The organism is Xanthomonas sacchari, assembly GCF_024266585.1.
In the GTDB taxonomy this organism is placed as follows: domain Bacteria; phylum Pseudomonadota; class Gammaproteobacteria; order Xanthomonadales; family Xanthomonadaceae; genus Xanthomonas_A; species Xanthomonas_A sacchari_C.
The window spans coordinates 3,921,554-3,939,192 of sequence record NZ_CP100647.1 but is presented as its reverse complement, the minus strand read 5'-3'; the positions used below and the strand labels follow the sequence as shown (position 1 = coordinate 3,939,192).

The 17,639-nt window shown below is 69.6% G+C and carries 18 protein-coding genes, 1 tRNA gene and 1 pseudogene; 16 read left to right on the top strand and 4 right to left on the bottom strand.

All coding sequences use genetic code 11. The features are described 5' to 3' along the window. Positions 1 to 21 precede the first annotated feature (21 nt). Complete coding sequence (locus NKJ47_RS16375; protein WP_254458875.1) at positions 22 to 1,008, top strand: glycosyltransferase family 2 protein; 987 nt, start codon at positions 22 to 24, stop codon at positions 1,006 to 1,008. After that, positions 1,005 to 2,852 carry a glycosyltransferase 87 family protein gene (locus tag NKJ47_RS16370; protein WP_254458874.1) on the top strand — a complete coding sequence of 616 codons (1,848 nt, stop codon included), beginning with the start codon at positions 1,005 to 1,007 and terminating at the stop codon, positions 2,850 to 2,852. Before NKJ47_RS16375 ends, NKJ47_RS16370 begins: the two co-directional genes overlap by 4 nt. A gap of 1 nt (position 2,853) precedes the next feature. Here NKJ47_RS16370 and NKJ47_RS16365 read toward each other — a convergent pair whose 3' ends face one another. Next, the gene (locus tag NKJ47_RS16365; RefSeq protein ID WP_254458873.1) at positions 2,854 to 3,426 is read right to left on the bottom strand and encodes a Maf family protein; all 573 of its coding nucleotides are present in this window, start codon (positions 3,424 to 3,426) and stop codon (positions 2,854 to 2,856) included. Between the two features lie 133 nt (positions 3,427 to 3,559). On the opposite strand from NKJ47_RS16365, the gene NKJ47_RS16360 reads away from it, so the two are divergent. From NKJ47_RS16360 to NKJ47_RS16300, 13 genes are all read left to right on the top strand, one after another. Then, positions 3,560 to 4,069, top strand: coding sequence for a YceD family protein (locus NKJ47_RS16360; RefSeq protein ID WP_254461450.1), 510 nt, complete (start codon positions 3,560 to 3,562; stop codon positions 4,067 to 4,069). A gap of 101 nt (positions 4,070 to 4,170) precedes the next feature. After that, complete coding sequence (gene rpmF, locus NKJ47_RS16355; protein ID WP_010342479.1) at positions 4,171 to 4,365, top strand: 50S ribosomal protein L32; 195 nt, start codon at positions 4,171 to 4,173, stop codon at positions 4,363 to 4,365. Between the two features lie 97 nt (positions 4,366 to 4,462). After that, positions 4,463 to 5,446 carry a beta-ketoacyl-ACP synthase III gene (locus tag NKJ47_RS16350; RefSeq protein WP_254458872.1) on the top strand — a complete coding sequence of 328 codons (984 nt, stop codon included), beginning with the start codon at positions 4,463 to 4,465 and terminating at the stop codon, positions 5,444 to 5,446. Between the two features lie 516 nt (positions 5,447 to 5,962). After that, positions 5,963 to 6,907 carry an ACP S-malonyltransferase gene (gene fabD, locus NKJ47_RS16345; protein WP_254458871.1) on the top strand — a complete coding sequence of 315 codons (945 nt, stop codon included), beginning with the start codon at positions 5,963 to 5,965 and terminating at the stop codon, positions 6,905 to 6,907. A gap of 91 nt (positions 6,908 to 6,998) precedes the next feature. Beyond that, entirely contained in the window at positions 6,999 to 7,742 is a 744-nt protein-coding gene (gene fabG, locus NKJ47_RS16340) for a 3-oxoacyl-ACP reductase FabG (RefSeq protein ID WP_254458870.1), read from the top strand. Positions 7,743 to 7,896: 154 nt separating this feature from the next. After that, positions 7,897 to 8,136, top strand: coding sequence for an acyl carrier protein (acpP, locus tag NKJ47_RS16335; protein WP_010342475.1), 240 nt, complete (start codon positions 7,897 to 7,899; stop codon positions 8,134 to 8,136). 129 nt (positions 8,137 to 8,265) lie between these two features. After that, positions 8,266 to 9,501 (top strand): beta-ketoacyl-ACP synthase II, encoded by a 1,236-nt coding sequence (gene fabF / locus NKJ47_RS16330; protein ID WP_254458869.1) that lies wholly within the window; start codon positions 8,266 to 8,268, stop codon positions 9,499 to 9,501. A 194-nt stretch (positions 9,502 to 9,695) separates the two neighbouring features. Then, entirely contained in the window at positions 9,696 to 11,045 is a 1,350-nt protein-coding gene (locus NKJ47_RS16325; RefSeq protein ID WP_254458868.1) for an aminodeoxychorismate synthase component I, read from the top strand. A gap of 74 nt (positions 11,046 to 11,119) precedes the next feature. Continuing rightward, positions 11,120 to 12,181, top strand: a complete 1,062-nt coding sequence (gene mltG / locus NKJ47_RS16320; RefSeq protein WP_429002446.1) for an endolytic transglycosylase MltG — start codon at positions 11,120 to 11,122, stop codon at positions 12,179 to 12,181. Then, positions 12,178 to 12,849: a dTMP kinase gene (tmk, locus tag NKJ47_RS16315; RefSeq protein ID WP_254458867.1), complete on the top strand. Its 672-nt coding sequence runs from the start codon at positions 12,178 to 12,180 to the stop codon at positions 12,847 to 12,849. The genes mltG and tmk overlap by 4 nt, the downstream gene beginning before the upstream one ends. Beyond that, positions 12,846 to 13,808 (top strand): DNA polymerase III subunit delta', encoded by a 963-nt coding sequence (locus NKJ47_RS16310; protein WP_254458866.1) that lies wholly within the window; start codon positions 12,846 to 12,848, stop codon positions 13,806 to 13,808. The genes tmk and NKJ47_RS16310 overlap by 4 nt, the downstream gene beginning before the upstream one ends. Next, positions 13,805 to 14,158, top strand: a complete 354-nt coding sequence (locus NKJ47_RS16305; protein ID WP_254458865.1) for a PilZ domain-containing protein — start codon at positions 13,805 to 13,807, stop codon at positions 14,156 to 14,158. The genes NKJ47_RS16310 and NKJ47_RS16305 overlap by 4 nt, the downstream gene beginning before the upstream one ends. An 87-nt stretch (positions 14,159 to 14,245) precedes the next feature. Continuing rightward, positions 14,246 to 14,320 (top strand) — tRNA-Val (locus NKJ47_RS16300). Between the two features lie 715 nt (positions 14,321 to 15,035). On the opposite strand, the gene NKJ47_RS16295 is transcribed toward NKJ47_RS16300, so the two are convergent. The 3 genes and pseudogenes from NKJ47_RS16295 to NKJ47_RS16285 form a co-directional block, all read right to left on the bottom strand. Next, positions 15,036 to 15,389 (bottom strand): hypothetical protein, encoded by a 354-nt coding sequence (locus tag NKJ47_RS16295; protein WP_254458864.1) that lies wholly within the window; start codon positions 15,387 to 15,389, stop codon positions 15,036 to 15,038. Between the two features lie 538 nt (positions 15,390 to 15,927). Further along, positions 15,928 to 16,118, bottom strand: a pseudogene (locus NKJ47_RS16290) (ankyrin repeat domain-containing protein); the annotation flags it as partial. Positions 16,119 to 16,267: 149 nt separating this feature from the next. Further along, positions 16,268 to 16,990 (bottom strand): ArsR/SmtB family transcription factor, encoded by a 723-nt coding sequence (locus NKJ47_RS16285; RefSeq protein ID WP_254458863.1) that lies wholly within the window; start codon positions 16,988 to 16,990, stop codon positions 16,268 to 16,270. Positions 16,991 to 17,003: 13 nt separating this feature from the next. Between NKJ47_RS16285 and NKJ47_RS16280 the strand changes: the two genes are divergently transcribed. After that, on the top strand, positions 17,004 to 17,561 hold the full coding sequence (locus NKJ47_RS16280) for a nuclear transport factor 2 family protein (protein ID WP_254458862.1): 558 nt from the start codon (positions 17,004 to 17,006) through the stop codon (positions 17,559 to 17,561). Positions 17,562 to 17,639: the final 78 nt, after the last annotated feature.

Here is a 17,639-nt window from a genome sequence, read left to right as displayed (position 1 = left end):
GCGCAGGACCGCACGCCGCCCATGTCCAGTTCCCCTTTCGACCGTCCCGCCGCCGCGCCACGGATCGCGGTGCTGGTGCCCTGCCACAATGAGGCGGCCACCATCGGCCGGGTCGTGGCCGAGTTCGCCGCGCACCTGCCCGGCGCGCAGGTCCACGTGTTCGACAACAATTCCAGCGACGCCACCATCGCGCAGGCACGCGCGGCCGGCGCGTCGGTGCGCGAGGTCGCGCTGCAGGGCAAGGGCAACGTGGTGCGGCGCCTGTTCGCCGACGTCGAGGCCGACGTCTACGTGCTGGTGGACGGCGATGCGACCTACGATGCGGCGATGGCGCCGGCGCTGGTCGAGCGCCTGCTGCGCGACGGGCTGGACATGGTGGTCGGCGCGCGCCGCAGCGACGAGGCGGCGGCCTACCGCGCCGGGCACCGCACCGGCAACGTGTTGCTGACCCGCTGCGTGGGCTTCCTGTTCGGGCGCAGTTTCGACGACATGCTGTCCGGCTACCGGGTGTTCTCGCGGCGCTACGTGAAGTCGTTTCCCGCGCATGCGGCCGGTTTCGAGACCGAGACCGAACTGGCGGTGCACGCGCTGCAACTGCGCATGCCGGTGGCGGAGGTCGACACGGCCTATGGCGCGCGTCCGGAAGGGTCGCAGAGCAAGCTGCGCACCTGGCACGACGGCGCCCGCATCCTGTTGACCATCCTGCGCCTGTTCAAGACCGAGCGGCCGTTGCTGTTCTTCTCGCTGGGCTTCGGCGCCTGCGTGCTGCTGGCGCTGGCGCTGGCGGTGCCGTTGCTGCAGACCTACCTGCAGACCGGCCTGGTGCCGCGGTTTCCCACCGCGATCCTGTGCTCGGCGCTGGTCCTGCTCGGCGTGCTGTTGCTGGCCTGCGGGCTGATCCTGGACACGGTCACGCGCGGCCGCATCGAGGCCAAGCGCCTGGCCTACCTGGCGATCCCGGCCTGGCCTGCGCATGCGCAGGGTGCGCAGCGGGGTGACGCCGCATGAGCGCGACCATTTCTGCTGCTGCAGTGCCGCGTCCGACCCGCCGCCAGCGCCTGCTGGCCGCGCTGGATCGCCGCTTCGCCTTCCACAGCCGCGGCAACGTGGTCGCCGCCGGCGTGGCGGTCGCGGTGCTGGGCGGATTGTTGTCGCTGTGGCTGGGCCAGGACGCCAACTGGGACCTGCGCAACTACCACCTGTACAACGGCTACGCCGCGCTGCACGGCCGCCTCGGCGTGGACCTGGCGCCGGCGCAGATGCAGAGCTACTTCAATCCGCTGCTGGACGTGCTGCATTACGCGCTGTTCACCGGCTTGCCGGCACCGCTGGCAGGGTTCGCGATGGGCGTGCTGCATGCGCTGGCGTTCCTGCTGCTGGCCGGCATCCTCTGGCAGGTGCTGGACCCGCGACTGGACCGCGCGCGGCTGGTGCCGTGGCTGGCGCTGGCCGGGCTGTGCAGCGCCGCGTTCCTGTCCGAGTTCGCCGGCACCATGGCCGACAACACCAGCGCCCTGCCGGTGCTGGGCGCGCTGCTCGCCGCACTGCATGCGCAACGCCGCCAGCAGGCCGCGGGGCAGGGCGTGGCGCTGGGCTGGTGGACGCTGGCCGGCGCCCTGCTCGGGCTGGCGATGGCCTGCAAACTGACCAATGCCCTGTTCGCGCTGGCCCTGGGCGTGGCCGCGCTGGTTGCCGGCGGGCGTCCGCGGCAGCGCATCGGCGGTGCCGCGGTGCTGACCGCGGTGACGCTGCTCAGCTTCGCGCTGCTGGCCGGGCCGTGGTTGCTGCGGGTGTGGCAGACCTTCGGCAATCCGCTGTTCCCGCAGTTCAACAGCCACTTCCTGGCGCCGCTGGCGCAACCGGGGGCGCTCAGCGACACGCGCTGGTTGCCGAAGACGCTGTGGGAATGGCTGACCTGGCCGGTGCAGTTCTCGCTGGCGCCGAACCGGGTCAGCGAGGTGCGCCTGCGGCAACTGGTGTGGCCGCTGCTGTATCTGCTGGGCCTGGCCGCGCTGCTGCGCTGGGTACTGCGGCGTCCGCGCCCCTCCGCGCCGGCGGAGGTGGTCGCGCCGGCGTGGCGCGCGGTGCTGGTGTTCGTGCTGGTCGGCTTCCTCGCCTGGCAAGCGGTGTTCAGCATCCAGCGCTACCTGGTGATGCCGGAGCTGCTGGCGCCGCTGCTGCTGTGGGTGGGGCTGCGGCGGTTGCTGCCGGCGCGGATCGCCGCCCCGGCGGCGCGCTGGACCCTGATCGCCTGCGCGGCCTTCGCGCTGTACGGCTGGGGCGACTGGGGCCACGAGCGCTGGGCGCGCGAGGCGTTCCGGGTACAGGCGCCGCCGCTGCCGCAGCCCGAGCGCAGCCTGGTGCTGCTGGTCGGCGATGCGCCGGAGTCCTGGCGCATTCCGTTTCTGCCCGAGCAGGCGGCGTACGCGTCGGTCGCCTCCAATTTCCCGGAAACGCCGGCCTACGCCGCGCGGGTCCGCCAGATGCTGGCCGCGCGCGGGCAGGGCTATGCGCTGCTGCCGGCGGAGGTGGACCGCAATGTCGAGCGCCTGCAGCGGCTCAATGCGGTGGCCGCGCGCCTGGGCCTGGACCGAGGCCCCGACTGTGCGCTGATGCGGCGCCTGGCGCACCGCCCGGTGCGTGCGGGCGTGGACGTGGAGGCCGGTCGCTGCCGTTGGGTGCTGCTGCCGGAACGGGCCGTGGATGTCGCCGCCGCGGACCGCCAGACCCAGGCGCTGGCCGCGCAGCAACTGGCCCGCTACGGCCTGGCCCTGCAGCCGGGGTCCTGCCAGCTGTACCAGTCCTGGGTCGGGCAGGCGCGCTTCCCGTACCAGTGGTGCCGGTTGCAGTGAGTTAGGGCAGGGTGTAGCCGGCCTCGCGCAGCAGTTCGGACAGCGCGATCAACGGCAGGCCGATCAGCGCGGTCGGATCCTGGGTGTGGATCGCGCGGAACAGGCTGATGCCCAGGCCTTCGCACTTGAAACTGCCGGCGCAGTCCAGCGGCTGCTCGGCGGCGACGTAGCGGGCGATGGCGTCGGCGTGCAGGTCGCGGAACCGCACTTCGGTGAGGTCGCAGGCGTGCAGGGTGCGCGCGCCGCGTTGCAGGCACACCGCGGTGTGGAAGCGCACGCTGCGCCCGGACATGGCCGCCAGCTGCGCATGCGCCGCGGCGACATCGCCGGGCTTGCCCAACGGTTGGCCGTCCAGTTCGGCGACCTGGTCCGCGCCGATCACCCAGGCCTGCGCCGCGGCGGCCGCGACCGCCGCGGCCTTGGCCGCCGCCAGCCGTTGCGCCAGCGCCAGCGGCGCCTCGCCGGGCAGCGGGGTTTCGTCGACCTGCGGGCGCACGCACTCGAAGGGCAGGCGCAGCCGTTGCAGCAGGTCGCGGCGGTAGGCGGAGGTGGAAGCCAGGATCAGCGGCGGCATCGGCGGTGGGGCAGGGCGGCGGCGGGCCGGGGCCGGCAGTCTGCGGCGGCCGGCGCGGCCCGGCAAGCCGGCCCGGCGCCGGGCTGGGGGCGGTTTGACAGCGGCGCCGGCAGTCCTTAACATTCTGCGGCTTATGTCCGCGAACGTGCCCGAACTGTTGGATGCCTGGCGGATGGTCGCAGCGCGCAGGGTCTTCGAAGACCGCCTGCCGCTCTCGGCGATGACCCGTCTGCAAGGCAGCCTGGCCGACACCGAAGGCGAATGCCGCTACACGCTGGAATTCGGCCGCGACGCTGTACTGCAAGTGTCCTACGTCGAACTGAAGATCGAAACCGAGCTGCCGCTGATCTGTCAGCGCAGCCTGCAGCGCTTCCTGCTGCCGGTGTCGAGCGTGCAGCGGCTGGGGCTGATCCGCAGCGAGGAAGAAGAAGCCGCGTTGCCGCCGGATCACGAGGCCTTGCTGGTGCCGGACGACGGCATGCTGCGGCCGGCCGATCTGGTCGAGGACGAGTTGGTGCTGGCGGTGCCGCTGGTGCCGGTGGCGCCCGGAAGCGAGGCGGTCGATCGCGACTGGCCGGCGACCGAGGAAGAAACGAGCAAGGCCAGCCCGTTCGCGGCGCTGGCGGCGCTGAAGAAACAGTAGCGGTCGGTCCGCCTGCCGCTGCCTGAGGTTGTTGCCGGACGCGCGCGTCCTGCGCGACGTAATGACGACAGATGTAAACGAACCGAGTTTGGAGCAATCCCATGGCTGTGCAGAAATCCCGTGTCACCCCGTCCCGCCGCGGCCAGCGCCGTTCGCACGACGCCCTCAGCGCCAAGCAGTTGTCGACCGATCCGACCAGCGGCGAGATCCACCTGCGCCACCACGTCACCGCCGACGGTTACTACCGTGGCAAGAAGGTGATCGCCACCAAGACCGCGCAGGTCGAAGAAGATTGATCCGTGCCCGTTCGCCGCGCTGCGGCGGACGGAGTCACCCATCTTCACAGGCCGCGCCGCACCGGGGCGGCCTGCGTAACAGGCAACAGGAACCAGCATGAGCAAGCGGATCTATTCCAGGATCGCGGGCACCGGCAGCTATTTGCCTGAAAAGGTGTTGACCAACGACGATCTCGCGCAGATGGTCGACACCAGCGACGAATGGATCCGCAGCCGTACCGGCATCCGCGAGCGGCACATCGCCGCGCCCGGTCAGACCGCCGGCGACCTGGGCTACGAGGCCGCGCTGAAGGCGATCGAAGCCGCCGGCATCGAGGTCGCCGAGCTGGACATGATCGTGGTCGGCACCACCACGCCGGATCTGATCTTCCCGTCCACCGCCTGCCTGATCCAGGCGCGGCTGGGCGCGGTCGGCTGCCCGGCGATGGACGTCAACGCCGCCTGCTCGGGCTTCGTCTACGCGCTCAGCGTGGCCGACAAGTTCATCCGCAGCGGCGACGCCAAGACCGTGCTGGTGATCGGCGCCGAAACCCTCAGCCGCATCGTCGACTGGACCGAGCGCACCACCTGCGTGCTGTTCGGCGATGGTGCCGGCGCGGTAGTCCTGCGCGCCGACACCGACACCGGCATCCTCAGCACCCATCTGCATGCCGACGGCAGCAAGAAGGAGTTGCTGTGGAACCCGGTCGGCATCTCCACCGGGCTGGGCGACGGCACCGGCGACCCGGCCGTCGGCGGCATCCAGATGAAGGGCAGCGAGGTGTTCAAGTACGCGGTCAAGGCGCTGGACGCGGTGGTCGACGAGACCCTGGACGCCAATGGCCTGGACAAGCACGACCTGGACTGGCTGATCCCGCACCAGGCCAACCTGCGCATCATCGAAGCCACCGCCAAGCGCCTGGACCTGCCGATGGAGCAGGTGGTGGTGACGGTGGACATCCACGGCAACACCTCCTCCGCCTCGGTGCCGATGGCGCTGGACGTGGCGGTGCGCTCGGGCCGCGTGCAGCGCGGCCACCTGCTGCTGCTGGAAGCCTTCGGCGGCGGCTTCACCTGGGGCTCGGCGCTGCTGCGCTACTGAGCCTGTTGCCGGTGCCTGCGCGGTAGGTGTCTTCGCGACACGCTGCGCTGGCCGACCGCAGCCTGCATGCCACCAGCGCGTCCGCCGCACTTGCGACGGCGCGTTGTCGCGTGCCTGCTCGGGTGCGGCCTGTGCGCTGCCTGGACATCGGCATTCGCGCGCTGCCATCTCCCGTCGGCGAGCACGCCCGAACGCGAGCCGCGGTTCGACCCGGGCGGCCGCTGGTGCACGCGCGCGTGGCGCTGCCAGATCCGAGCCGATCCCGTCTCCTTCGCGCTGCAGTGCCGCCGGCCTGCGCCATCTCCGCATCGCCCCGCCGTGCCCCAGTGGCATCGCCTTCCGTCGTGTGCGTGTGGCCCGCCAGCCATGCTGCCGGCGTGACGTCGGGCGTGGCGGAGCGGGGGGTGTTGCGGGTGCCGCGCGGCGCGCCAGCCGCCATGTCACATACGCCCGGGTACAGACGCCCGACCGGTTTCGCCCGTATCATCGCCGCTCGATTTTCGCAGGGCCAACCGCGTGACCGATTCCACACTCGCCTTCGTCTTCCCCGGCCAGGGTTCGCAATCGCTGGGCATGCTGGCCGAACTGGCCGAGTTGCATCCGCAACTGCGCGACAGCTTCGCCGAAGCCTCCGACGGCGCCGGCGTGGACCTGTGGGCGCTGAGCCAGGGCGGCCCGGAAGAGATGCTCAACCGCACCGAGTACACCCAGCCGGCGCTGCTGGCCGCGAGCGTGGCGCTGTGGCGGCTGTGGCTGGCCGAGGGCGGGGCGCGTCCGGCGCAGCTGGCCGGGCACAGCCTGGGCGAATACAGCGCGCTGGTCGCCGCCGGCGCCCTGTCGCTGCACGACGGCGCGCACCTGGTGCGGCTGCGCGGGCAGCTGATGCAGGACGCCGCGCCGGCCGGCGTGGGCGCGATGGCCGCCGTGCTCGGCGCCGAGGACGCGCTGGTCGAAAAGGTCTGCGCGCAGGCCGCCGGCAGCCAGGTGGTGGTGCCGGCCAACTACAACTCGCCGGGGCAGGTGGTGATCGGCGGCGATGCCGCGGCGGTCGACCGCGCGCTGGCGTTGCTGGCCGAGCGCGGCGTGCGCAAGGCGGTGAAGCTGGCGGTCAGCGTGCCCTCGCACACCCCGCTGATGCGCGATGCGGCCAACCGCCTGGCCGAGGCGATGCGCGGGCTGGCCTGGCACGCGCCGCAGCTGCCGGTGGTGCAGAACGCCGATGCGCAGGTGCACAAGGGTGTGGAGGCGATCCGCCAGGCGCTGGTCGAACAGTTGTACCTGCCGGTGCGCTGGACCGGCTGCGTGCAGGCGCTGGCCGCTGGCGGCGCCACCCGCCTGGCCGAGTGCGGCCCGGGCAAGGTGCTGACCGGGCTGGTCAAGCGCATCGACAAGTCGCTGGACGGCCGTGCCCTGGGCACGCCCGCCGAGTTCGCCGGCGCGCGCGAGGCCTGGGCCTTCTGATCGCCGGCCGCCGCGCGGTGCGTGCCGCGTCCGCGCCGGCCTCCCTCCTTCCCCACGGTGCCATGCGCCGTCCGTTTCCAAGGAAAAGCAGATGAGCAAGCCATTGCAGGGCGAGATCGCGCTGGTCACCGGCGCCAGCCGCGGGATCGGCGCGGCCATCGCCGACATGCTGGCCGCGCAGGGCGCGACCGTGATCGGCACCGCCACCTCCGACACCGGCGCGCAGGCGATCGGTGCGCGCCTGGCCGACCATGGTGGCCATGGCCGCGCGCTGGACGTCACCGACGCCGCCGCGGTCGAGGCGCTGGTCGAGGCGATCGCCAAGGAATTCGGTGCGGTCTCGATCCTGGTCAACAACGCCGGCATCACCCGCGACAACCTGCTGATGCGGATGAAGGACGACGATTGGCAGGCGATCATCGACACCAACCTGACCAGCGTGTTCCGCACCTCCAAGGCGGTGCTGCGCGGCATGATGAAGGCGCGCAAGGGCCGCATCGTCAACATCGCCTCGGTGGTCGGCGTGACCGGCAACCCGGGCCAGACCAACTACGCCGCGGCCAAGGCCGGCATCATCGCCTTCTCCAAGTCGATGGCCAAGGAGATCGGATCGCGCGGCATCACCGTCAACGTGGTGGCGCCCGGTTTCATCGATACCGACATGACCAAGACGCTGCCGGAGGCGCAGCGCGCAGCGCTGATGCAACAGATCGCGCTCGGCCAGTTCGGCCAGCCGTCGGACATCGCCAATGCCGTTGCGTTCCTGGCCGGCCCCGGCGCCGGCTACATCACCGGCGAAACCCTGCACGTGAACGGCGGGATGTACATGCCGTGAGCCTGTGGCGCAGCGGACGCGCCTAAGTGGCTGATCGGCCGGCATTTGTGCAGCGCTGCAAGGGCCAGCCGGTTTCCACTACACTATCCAACGCGGCCATCGCAGCCCGATGGCGTTTTTGAACCACCACTACTCCATCTGGAGCGATATCCCAATGAGCACCATCGAAGAACGCGTCAAGAAAATCGTCGTCGAACAGCTCGGCGTCAAGGAAGAAGAAGTCACCAACAACGCATCGTTCGTCGATGACCTGGGTGCCGACTCGCTGGACACCGTCGAGCTGGTGATGGCCCTGGAAGAAGAGTTCGAGTGCGAGATTCCGGACGAAGAAGCCGAGAAGATCACCTCGGTGCAGCAGGCCATCGACTACGTCAAGGCGCACGTCAAGAGCTGATGCGGCGTTCTCGATCGCCATCGGCGCCTGCGTGGGCACGATGCGCGTGACAATCCCATGGGGCCGCGCATGCGGCCCTGTGTTTTTACAGCGTCAAGGCCGCGCGTATCGCGGTGAGGAGATTTCGCAATGAGCCGTCGTGTCGTCGTAACCGGCATGGGCCTGGTGTCGCCGTTGGGCAATGACCTGGCCAGCAGTTGGGAAGGGATCGTCAACGGACGCTCCGGCATCGGCCCGATCACCCAGATCGATGCGTCTCAGTTCACCACCAAGATCGCCGGCGAGATCAAGGATTTCGATCCGACCAAGTTCATTTCGTCCAAGGACGCGCGCAAGATGGATTCGTTCATCCATTACGGCGTCGGCGCCTCGTTCATGGCGCTGGACGATTCCGGCCTGGAGATCACCGAGGCCAATGCCGAACGCATCGGCGCGATCCTCGGCTCCGGCATCGGCGGCCTGCTCGGCATCGAGGAGCAGACCATCAAATTCCACGAGGGCGGCGCGCGCAAGATCTCGCCGTTCTACGTGCCCAGCACCATCATCAACATGCTGCCGGGCCAGGTGAGCCTGATCAAAGGGCTGAAGGGGCCGACCTTCTCCGCGGTTTCGGCCTGCGCCACTTCCAACCATTCCATCGGCACCGCGATGCGCATGATCCAGCACGGCGACGCCGACGTGATGCTGGCCGGCGGCGCCGAGCGCGGTTCGTCGCCGACCTCGGTGGGCGGCTTCTGCTCGATGAAGGCGATGTCCACCCGCAACGACGATCCCGCCGCGGCCTCGCGGCCGTGGGACAAGGAGCGCGACGGCTTCGTGCTGGGCGACGGCGCCGGCGTGCTGGTGCTGGAAGAGTACGAACACGCCAAGGCGCGCGGTGCGCGCATCTATGCCGAGCTGGTCGGTTTCGGCGCCAGCTCCGACGCCTTCCACATGACCGCTCCGAGCGAGGACGGCGAAGGCGCCGCGCGCAGCATGGTGGCGGCGATGAAGGACGCCAAGCTCAATCCGGACCAGGTCGATTACCTCAACGCGCACGGCACCTCCACGCCGCTGGGCGATCTGGCCGAGACCCTGGCGATGAAGCGCGCGCTCGGCGATCACGCCTACAAGACCATGGTCAGCTCCACCAAGTCGATGACCGGTCACCTGCTCGGCGCCGCCGGCGGTGCCGAGGCGATCTTCTCGGTGATGGCGATCCACGCCGGCATCATCCCGCCGACCATCAACCTGCACGAACCGGGCGAAGGGTGCGATCTGGACTACGTGCCGAACGTGGCGCGCGAGAAGAAGATCGACGTGGCCATGTCCAATGGGTTCGGCTTCGGCGGGACCAATGGCACGCTGCTGTTCAAGCGGGTCTAGGAGCCGGGATTCGGGAATCGGGAATCGGGAATCGTCACAGCCGGCGCCTCACTCCCGTCGCGCGCGTCCATCCATCGAGCGGAGATCGAGCGGCGCGCGTGAGGTCCGCGCGCGTTGCTGCGGTGTCGCTTAGAGCGCGTCTGGCGACGCCTCCCGTTCCCTGACGTTTCTTTCAATCTTCCAGCGGATCTTCGATGCTGCGTACCGTTCCCTTGCCGGCCGAGGTCGATCTGCTGGCGCTGCATCGCCTGGCGCCGCAGCGGTATCCGGTGTTGCTGGAATCGGCGGCCTCGGGCACCGCGCAGGGGCGCTGGGATCTGTTGCTGGTCGCCGACGGGCAGGGCCTGCGGCTGGATCGCGATGGCGTCACCCGCGAGCTGGAGGGTGCGGCGGTCGCCGGGGATTTCCTGAGCGCGCTGGACGCGCGCTGGCAGGCCGAACGCTGCGAACGCGACGAACCGCGCTGGCCGTTCCGCGGCGGCTGGGCGCTGCTGCTGGACTACGAACTGGCCGCGCAGGTGGAGCCGGTGCTGCAGTTGCCGCAGTCCGCCGCGGCCACGCCAACGGCACTGGCCCTGCGCTGCCCTGCAGCGCTGCTGCGCGACCATGTCAGCGGCGACTGCGTGGCGCTGGCCGAGCCCGCGCATGCGGCATTGCTGGACAGTGTGCTCGCCGATCTGCAGGCGCTGCCTGCCGCGGCGCCGGCGCCGGCCTGGCAGGCGCCGACGGCGATCGAGGAAGACCCGCCGCAGCGCTTCGTCGACGGCGTGCGCCGCATCCTCGACTACCTGCGCGCCGGCGACGTGTTCCAGGTCAACCTGTCGCGGCGCTGGTCGGCGCGCTTCGCCGCGCCGCTGGCGCCAGCGGCGCTGTACGCGCAGCTGCGCCGCGCCAACCCGGCGCCGTTCGCCGGCCTGTTCGTCGGCCACGGCCGCGCCGTGGTCAGTTCCTCGCCGGAACGGCTGGTATCGGTGCGCGGCGACGTGGTCGAGACCCGGCCGATCGCCGGCACCCGCGCGCGCGCGCCGGGCGACGACGAGGCCGCGCGCATCCGCGAACTGGTCGGGCACCCCAAGGAGCGCGCCGAGCACGTGATGCTGATCGACCTGGAGCGCAACGACCTGGGGCGGATCTGCGCGCCGGGCAGCGTCGAGGTCGACGAGTTGATGACGGTGGAGAGCTACGCCCACGTGCACCACATCGTCAGCAACGTGCGCGGCCGGCTGCGCGCCGGCACCACCCCCGGCGAGACGATCCGCGCCACCTTCCCCGGCGGCACCATCACCGGCTGCCCCAAGGTGCGCTGCATGCAGATCATCGCCGAGCTGGAGCAGACGCCGCGCGGCGCCTACACCGGCGCGTTCGGCTGGCTCAACCGCGACGGCGACATGGACCTGAACATCCTCATCCGCACCGCCGAGGTGGAGGGCGCGCAGGTGCAGTTCCGCACCGGCGCCGGCATCGTGTTCGACTCCGACCCGGAGCGCGAACTCGACGAGACCCGGGCCAAGGCGCGCGGGCTGCTGCGCGCGCTGGAGCCATGAGCCAGCCGCGCCGATACCGGGCGATGCCGGCCGCGCGGTATCCTGCATGCCATTGAATTCGCTTCGAGGTGGCCGTGGCTTGGGCTAAACGCGGGTGTCTGACCCTGCTGGCGATCGTGCTGATGCTGGCGCTGCTGTTGGCCGCGGCAGGCGCCTGGTGGTGGCACGGGTATCGCGCCTTCGCCGAGCAGCCGCTGCAGGCGACCCAGCCCAGCGTGGAGGTGGCGCGCGGCGCCTCGCTCAATGGCGTGCTGCGCAAGCTGCGCGCCGCCGGCGTCACCCAGGGCAGCGACCTGCAATGGCAGGTGCTGGCACGCGAGCTGGGCGTGGCCGGCAAGCTCAAGTTCGGCGAGTACGCCCTGCAGCCGGCGCTGAGTCCGCGCGAGCTGCTGCTGCGCATGCGCAAGGGCCAGGTGATCCAGTACCGCTTCACCATCGTCGAAGGCTGGAACGTGCGCCAGTTGCGCAGTGCCCTGAACGCGGCCACGCCGCTGGTGCACACCACCACCGACCTCAGCGACAGCGAACTGATGGCCAAGCTCGGCCAGCCCGGCCAGCACCCGGAAGGCCGCTTCCTGCCCGAGACCTACCTCTACCAGCGCGGCGATACCGACCTGCAGCTGCTGCGCCGCGCGCATGCGGCGATGGACAAGGCGCTGGCCGAGGCCTGGGACACGCGTGCCAGCGACCTGCCGCTGCAGTCGCCGGAGCAGGCGCTGACCCTGGCCTCGATCGTGGAGAAGGAGACCGGGCTGGCCGCCGAGCGCCCGCAGATCGCCGGCGTGTTCGTGCGCCGCCTCCAGCTAGGCATGAAACTGCAGACCGACCCGAGCGTGATCTACGGCATCGGCAGCGCCTACGACGGCAACATCCGCAAACGCGACCTGGAGACCGATACGCCGTACAACACCTACACCCGCACCGGCCTGACCCCGACCCCGATCGCCATGCCCGGGCGCGACGCGCTGCGCGCGGCCACCCATCCGGCGCCGGGCGACAGCCTGTACTTCGTGGCCATCGGCGACGGCAGCGGCGCGCATGCGTTCTCCTCCAGCTACGCCGAGCACACCGCCGCGGTGGCGCGCTACCTGCAGCGCCTGCGCCAGGCACGCAGCGACGCGGCGGTGACGCCATGAGCGAGGCCGTGCTGCGCCACCATCGCTTGGTCAGCCTGGAAGGCGGCGAGGGCGCCGGCAAGACCACCGCGATCAACGCGATCCGCGACTGGCTGCAGGCGCAGGGCCACGAAGTGGTACTCACCCGCGAGCCGGGTGGCACGCCGCTGGCCGAGCGCATCCGCGCGCTACTGCTGGACAGGACGCCCGGCGAGGTTGCCGAGCCGCTGGCCGCCGAGACCGAACTGCTGCTGGTGTTCGCCGCGCGTGCCCAGCACGTGCGCGAGGTGATCCGCCCGGCGCTGCAGCGCGGCGCCTACGTGGTCAGTGACCGCTTCACCGATTCCAGCTATGCCTATCAGGGCGAGGGCCGCGGCCTGGACCGCGCCTGGATCGCCGACCTGGAGCGGCGCGCGGTCGGCCTGCAGCCGGGGCTGACCCTGCTGCTGGACCTGGACGTGCAGATCGGCCGCGCCCGCACCAGCGGCCGCGACCTGTGGCCGGACCGGATCGAGAGCGAACAGGACGATTTCTTCCAGCGCGTGCGTGCCGGCTTCCGCCAGCGCGCCGCGCAGGATCCGCAGCGCTTCCGCGTCATCGACGCCAGCCAGCCGCCGCAGGCGGTGGCGCAGGCGGTCGCCGCCGCGCTGGCGGCGTGGGTGCAGCAGCAACAGGAGCCGACCCCATGAGCGATCTGCCGTTTTCGCCGTGGCAGCAGCGCGCCTACGACCAGACCGTGGCCGCGCTCGATGCCGGCCGCCTCGGCCATGGCCTGCTGATCTGCGGGCCGGAAGGCCTGGGCAAGCGCGCGGTGGCGCTGAAGCTGGCCGCGCACGTGCTGGGCCAGGGCGAACCGGCCGCGGCCCTGCGCAGCGCACAGCTGATCGCCGCCGGCACCCATCCCGACCTGCAGTTGATCTCGTTCATTCCCAACCGTACCGGCGACAAGCTGCGCACCGAGATCGTCATCGAGCAGGTGCGCGAGATCTCGCAGAAGCTGGCGCTGACCCCGCAGTACGGCGTGGCCCAGGTGGTGGTGGTGGACCCGGCCGACGCGATCAACCGCGCCGCCTGCAACGCGCTGCTGAAGACCCTGGAGGAGCCGCAGCCCGGCCGCTACCTGTGGCTGATCAGCGCGCAGCCGGCGCGGCTGCCGGCGACCATCCGCAGCCGCTGCCAGCGCCTGGAATTCAAGCTGCCGCCGGCCGAGGAAGCGATCGCCTGGCTGCTGGCCCAGGACTTCCCGGAGAAGACCGCGCGCGAAGCGCTGGACGCCGCGCGCGGCCATCCCGGCCTGGCCGCGCAGTGGCTGCGCGAGGACGGATTGAAGCTGCGCCGGCAGGTGGCCGCCGACCTGGAGCAGGTCGCCGCCGGCAAGCTCGGCACGCTGGAGGCCGCGCAACGCTGGAGCGGCGACGCCCTCGCCGAGCAGCGCCTGGGTCATGCCGCCGACCTGGCGCTGGCGCAGGCCTCGCAGGCCGGCTTGACCGACCCGGCGCGATTGCACAAGCTGGCCGCGTGGTTCGACGCCGCCAATCGCACCCGCGACCTGCTGCGGACCACCGTGCGCGCCGACCTGGCGATCGCGGAACTGTTGCTGGCCTGGCGCGATGGCGATCGCCCGGCCCGGAGAGGGGCACAACGATGAGCGCGATGAGCGGACGCCAGGGCATCCTGTCGCTGGCGGTGAAGGACAAGGCGGTGCTGTACAACGCCTACATGCCGTTCGTGAAGAACGGCGGCATCTTCGTGCCCACGCCCAAGCGCTACTTCCTCGGCGACGAGGTGTTCCTGCTGCTGACCCTGCCCGATTCCAGCGAGCGCCTGCCGGTGGCCGGCAAGGTGATCTGGGTGACCCCGGTCGGCGCCCAGGGCAACCGCGCCGCCGGCATCGGCGTGCAGCTGCCCGACAACAGTGAAGGCGAGACCATCCGCACCAAGATCGAGACCCAGCTGGCCGGCATCCTCAACGCCGACAAGCCCACCCAGACCATGTAGTGGCCGCGTGGCGGCGTCGCGCCAGGGACCTCGCAAGGACCCATTGACGCCGCGCGCCACAGCCCTATAATGTGCGGCTCGCGACACGGGCGGTTAGCTCAGCGGTAGAGCATTGCCTTCACACGGCAAGGGTCGCAGGTTCGAACCCTGCACCGCCCACCACGAATTTGAGCGTCAACGAAAAAGCCGGCCTAGTGCCGGCTTTTTCGTAACTGCACGTACAGCAGCTTCCTGGTCGCCGCTTAGCGATCACTGCTGCAATCTCGCTCAGGGATGCTTGCCGCCATCCAAGCACCTATCTCCGATTCGACTCAGATGGCCGTTCTGCCGATCGACATGGGCTTAGTGAATTCGCCGTCCCGAACCATTCGATAGAGTATGGACATGCGCACGCGCGCAAGCACGTCCGGTAGTCGGGGGAAGCGCAGCGGGAGCTGATCTGATGCAAGGCCAGAGCTGGGTTCGCTGTTCATTGGATGGGTCGCCGATCTGCTGAGGCGCTGGCAGCATGATGCTGTCCGATCTTGTCACCCTTGCTACGTACGATCTGTCACCTCCAATTCGAGGTGCTTGTGATGCTGTTGATGAACGGTGGTGGCGTGGAGGTCGAAGTACTTCGCCGAGGGATCTGCGCCGACCGATTTGACTGTCCGACGCTGGCTGCAGGCGGGCTCGTTGCCCGGCATGAAGATCGGGGGAACCTGGTACATCGACGAGCACGCCTGGCTCGCCGGCGGCAACGAATTGGTGCTGCGTGTTCTGATGAATGGCTGAGAGTTTTCGCGCTGGCGTAGCCAGGCAAGTTGCGGCACTCGTTTAAGCAGTCCAACACAAGCATCGGGCAAAGAAAACCCCGCCGGAGCGGGGTCTCAGGAACTCACGCCATCCGGCGCTCGCGTTCAAGGAATTGACTGACGGGAACAGTCGCTTCCTCTTGCTCACGAAGCAGTGATCTCTTCACTTGCTCCTCAAGGATCTGGCGAATTTCGGATGCAGCAAATCGGTTAAGAAGATCTCGGATCATCGGTTGATAGCCGATACCGTGGTGCTGGGCGATGTCCTTCAACGCAGCAACGAGCTCAGGCTGTAGTCGCATTGACACCATTTGGAGGCCAATCGCTTTGCGTACAGCGCTTGCCTCCCCTTCTGGCGCGCCAACGCACGCCGATTCCAAATCTGCATCGAGCTCCTCCCATGGGCCGCGCTCAAAAACGCTTTCGGAAGTAGCCATGTCCGTCTCCTGGTTGTTAAACACTTTTGCGCTCATAGATGTCTCTGACCGTCTCAGTCGCTGGGTATGCAGACTTCAGGAAAATGTCATTGCCATCTCGAACGAACATTATTTTTAGACACCGCATCTTGTTGGTTTCGGCCACGAACCATGGTGACGGCCTGCCGGATCTATCCAGGTGCTGTTGGCGCCCATCCCAACAGAGGCGACCATCGTGGTTCTCAAAACACTCACGCACCTCTTGTTCCGTGATGCCTCCGTGGTCGGCCTGACCAATCTTTGCAGCAATTCCTGGCGGGATGATGATCGCCACACGCACTCTCCATGTCCGGGATCAACATTGTATTGACACTATTGACTTCCTTCAATTGATCCAGGCGTTTCACTGTCAATACAATTCATCTTGTCTACCGACTGTACTTTGACACCCGAGACATCGGCCGAGTTCCCCATTTCTTGAAACATCAAGGGGTTGCGGCCAGGACGAAAGGTTTGGAGGCCTGGACGAGGGACAGGCTGGCTGAACGGATTTATTTCAGCCGTCGCCATCGACGGCGGCCCGGTCCGGCTTGTGCGGCAGCAGCCGTTCCAGCACCGCCACGCGGCCGTGGCGGGCGGCTTCAGCCACGGCGTGCGGCCCAGCGCGTCGCGCGCTTCCAGGTTGGCGCCAGCGCCGAGCAGGGCTTGCACGATCTCCACGTGGCCGGCCTGCGCCGCCTCGTACACCGCCAGCCCGCGCCAGGCCTGCACGTCCTGCTGCGCCGAGACAGCGGCGTAGCTCGGCGTCGGCGTACGGCGCGTTGCGCCAGGCGGTGCGATTAGGCGCTTGCGTCCGCGATGCGCATTGCTGGCGATGCCGCCATGCATGTGGCTTGGCTTTAGGGTTCCAGCGCCACCGCTTCGTCTTCGCACCGGCGAATGCCCAGTTCGGCGAGCAGGCCGGCCCAGCCGAGATCGGTGACTACCAGTGCACGCGAGCCGTCGACGCGGCGTAGCCAGTGGCGGGCGGAGAACTGATCGAGCAGGGCGGCGCCGAGCGCGCCGGCGAGGTGGTGGCGGCGCTCGGTCCAGTCCAGGCAGCGCCGGGCCAGGGGGCGGCGGCCTTGGGCGAGGTGCGGCAGATCCACGCCCATGCGCGCGAACCATGCCGCGCCTGCGGGGGAAACGGCGTAGCGGCTGGCGTCGTGGGCGGTGAGCCATGCGCGCTGTTCCAGTGCCTCGGCGATCGCCAGGCTGAGGCGCCCGGCGAGATGGTCGTAGTAGCAGCGCGCCAGGCGCAGTGGCTGGATGCCGCGCTGCGGGCTGCGGACCCGGGATGCCTGCGGCGGCGCGAGGGTGGCCAGGGTTTCGAGCACGGTGGCGACGTGTGCGCTGGCCAGGCGGTAATAGCGGTGGCGGCCCTGGATCTCGACCGCGAGCAGGCCGCCGTCCAGCAGCTTGGCCAGGTGCGCGCTCGCGGTCTGCGGGGTGACGCCGCCGGCGAAGGCCAGTTCGCCGGCCGGCAGTGCGCGCCCGTCGACCAGCGCCATCAGCATGGCGGCGCGGGCCGGGTCGGCGATCAGGAAGGCGGTCGCCGCAAGCTTGGGGTGTTCCGGTGGCATCGCCGCGCTCCCGATGGACCTGCGCATCATAGGGCCGGCGATGCCACGACGTTTCGATACGCGGCGAAGCGATGCGGTTGTCGGTTTCCCAGACTGTGCGCATCCCCACCGGAGCCTGCCGATGCAGACGAACGAAACGTCATCGACCCCCGCCGAGCGCGATGCGCATGTCGTATTCGAACGCTGGCATCAATATGTAGTCGCGCGCGATCTGCCGGGGTTGATGGCGCTGTATGCGCCGGATGCCCAGTTGGAATCGCCGTTGGCCTATGTGGCCTCGGCGCCACGGCAGGATGGGCGGCTGCAGGGCCGCGACGCCATCGCGGCGTTCTTCGCCGCGTCCTTCGCCCAGCCCGAGAACGGCCTGGGCCGCTGGTATCGCAGCGGCCACTGTCATGTCGCCGGGCGGCAACTGGTCTGGGAGTATCCGCGCGACACGCCGCAGGGCGATCAGGTCGATCTGGTGGAAGTGATGGACCTGGACGCGGCCGGATTGATCGCCTGCCACCGCGTGTACTGGGGCTGGAAAGGCGTGCAGACGTTGTTGGCTGCGCTGGGCAAACAGCCCTGAACTTGCGGAGGTCGCGGTCGGCGGCAGCGAGCGTGACGGCGTGGGCGCAGGCGTCGCATCGAGCTGCGCGTCGCCGCG

Excerpts from the sequence above, each read along its gene's own strand:
- NKJ47_RS16375 (WP_254458875.1), top strand. The coding sequence starts at position 22 with ATGTCCAGTTCCCCTTTCGACCGTCCCGCCGCCGCGCCACGGATCGCG.
- NKJ47_RS16370 (WP_254458874.1), top strand. The coding sequence starts at position 1,005 with ATGAGCGCGACCATTTCTGCTGCTGCAGTGCCGCGTCCGACCCGCCGC.
- NKJ47_RS16365 (WP_254458873.1), bottom strand. The coding sequence starts at position 3,426 with ATGCCGCCGCTGATCCTGGCTTCCACCTCCGCCTACCGCCGCGACCTG.
- NKJ47_RS16360 (WP_254461450.1), top strand. The coding sequence starts at position 3,560 with ATGTCCGCGAACGTGCCCGAACTGTTGGATGCCTGGCGGATGGTCGCA.
- rpmF (WP_010342479.1), top strand. The coding sequence starts at position 4,171 with ATGGCTGTGCAGAAATCCCGTGTCACCCCGTCCCGCCGCGGCCAGCGC.
- NKJ47_RS16350 (WP_254458872.1), top strand. The coding sequence starts at position 4,463 with ATGAGCAAGCGGATCTATTCCAGGATCGCGGGCACCGGCAGCTATTTG.
- fabG (WP_254458870.1), top strand. The coding sequence starts at position 6,999 with ATGAGCAAGCCATTGCAGGGCGAGATCGCGCTGGTCACCGGCGCCAGC.
- acpP (WP_010342475.1), top strand. The coding sequence starts at position 7,897 with ATGAGCACCATCGAAGAACGCGTCAAGAAAATCGTCGTCGAACAGCTC.
- fabF (WP_254458869.1), top strand. The coding sequence starts at position 8,266 with ATGAGCCGTCGTGTCGTCGTAACCGGCATGGGCCTGGTGTCGCCGTTG.
- NKJ47_RS16325 (WP_254458868.1), top strand. The coding sequence starts at position 9,696 with ATGCTGCGTACCGTTCCCTTGCCGGCCGAGGTCGATCTGCTGGCGCTG.
- tmk (WP_254458867.1), top strand. The coding sequence starts at position 12,178 with ATGAGCGAGGCCGTGCTGCGCCACCATCGCTTGGTCAGCCTGGAAGGC.
- NKJ47_RS16310 (WP_254458866.1), top strand. The coding sequence starts at position 12,846 with ATGAGCGATCTGCCGTTTTCGCCGTGGCAGCAGCGCGCCTACGACCAG.
- NKJ47_RS16305 (WP_254458865.1), top strand. The coding sequence starts at position 13,805 with ATGAGCGCGATGAGCGGACGCCAGGGCATCCTGTCGCTGGCGGTGAAG.
- NKJ47_RS16295 (WP_254458864.1), bottom strand. The coding sequence starts at position 15,389 with ATGGCTACTTCCGAAAGCGTTTTTGAGCGCGGCCCATGGGAGGAGCTC.
- NKJ47_RS16285 (WP_254458863.1), bottom strand. The coding sequence starts at position 16,990 with ATGCCACCGGAACACCCCAAGCTTGCGGCGACCGCCTTCCTGATCGCC.
- NKJ47_RS16280 (WP_254458862.1), top strand. The coding sequence starts at position 17,004 with ATGGACCTGCGCATCATAGGGCCGGCGATGCCACGACGTTTCGATACG.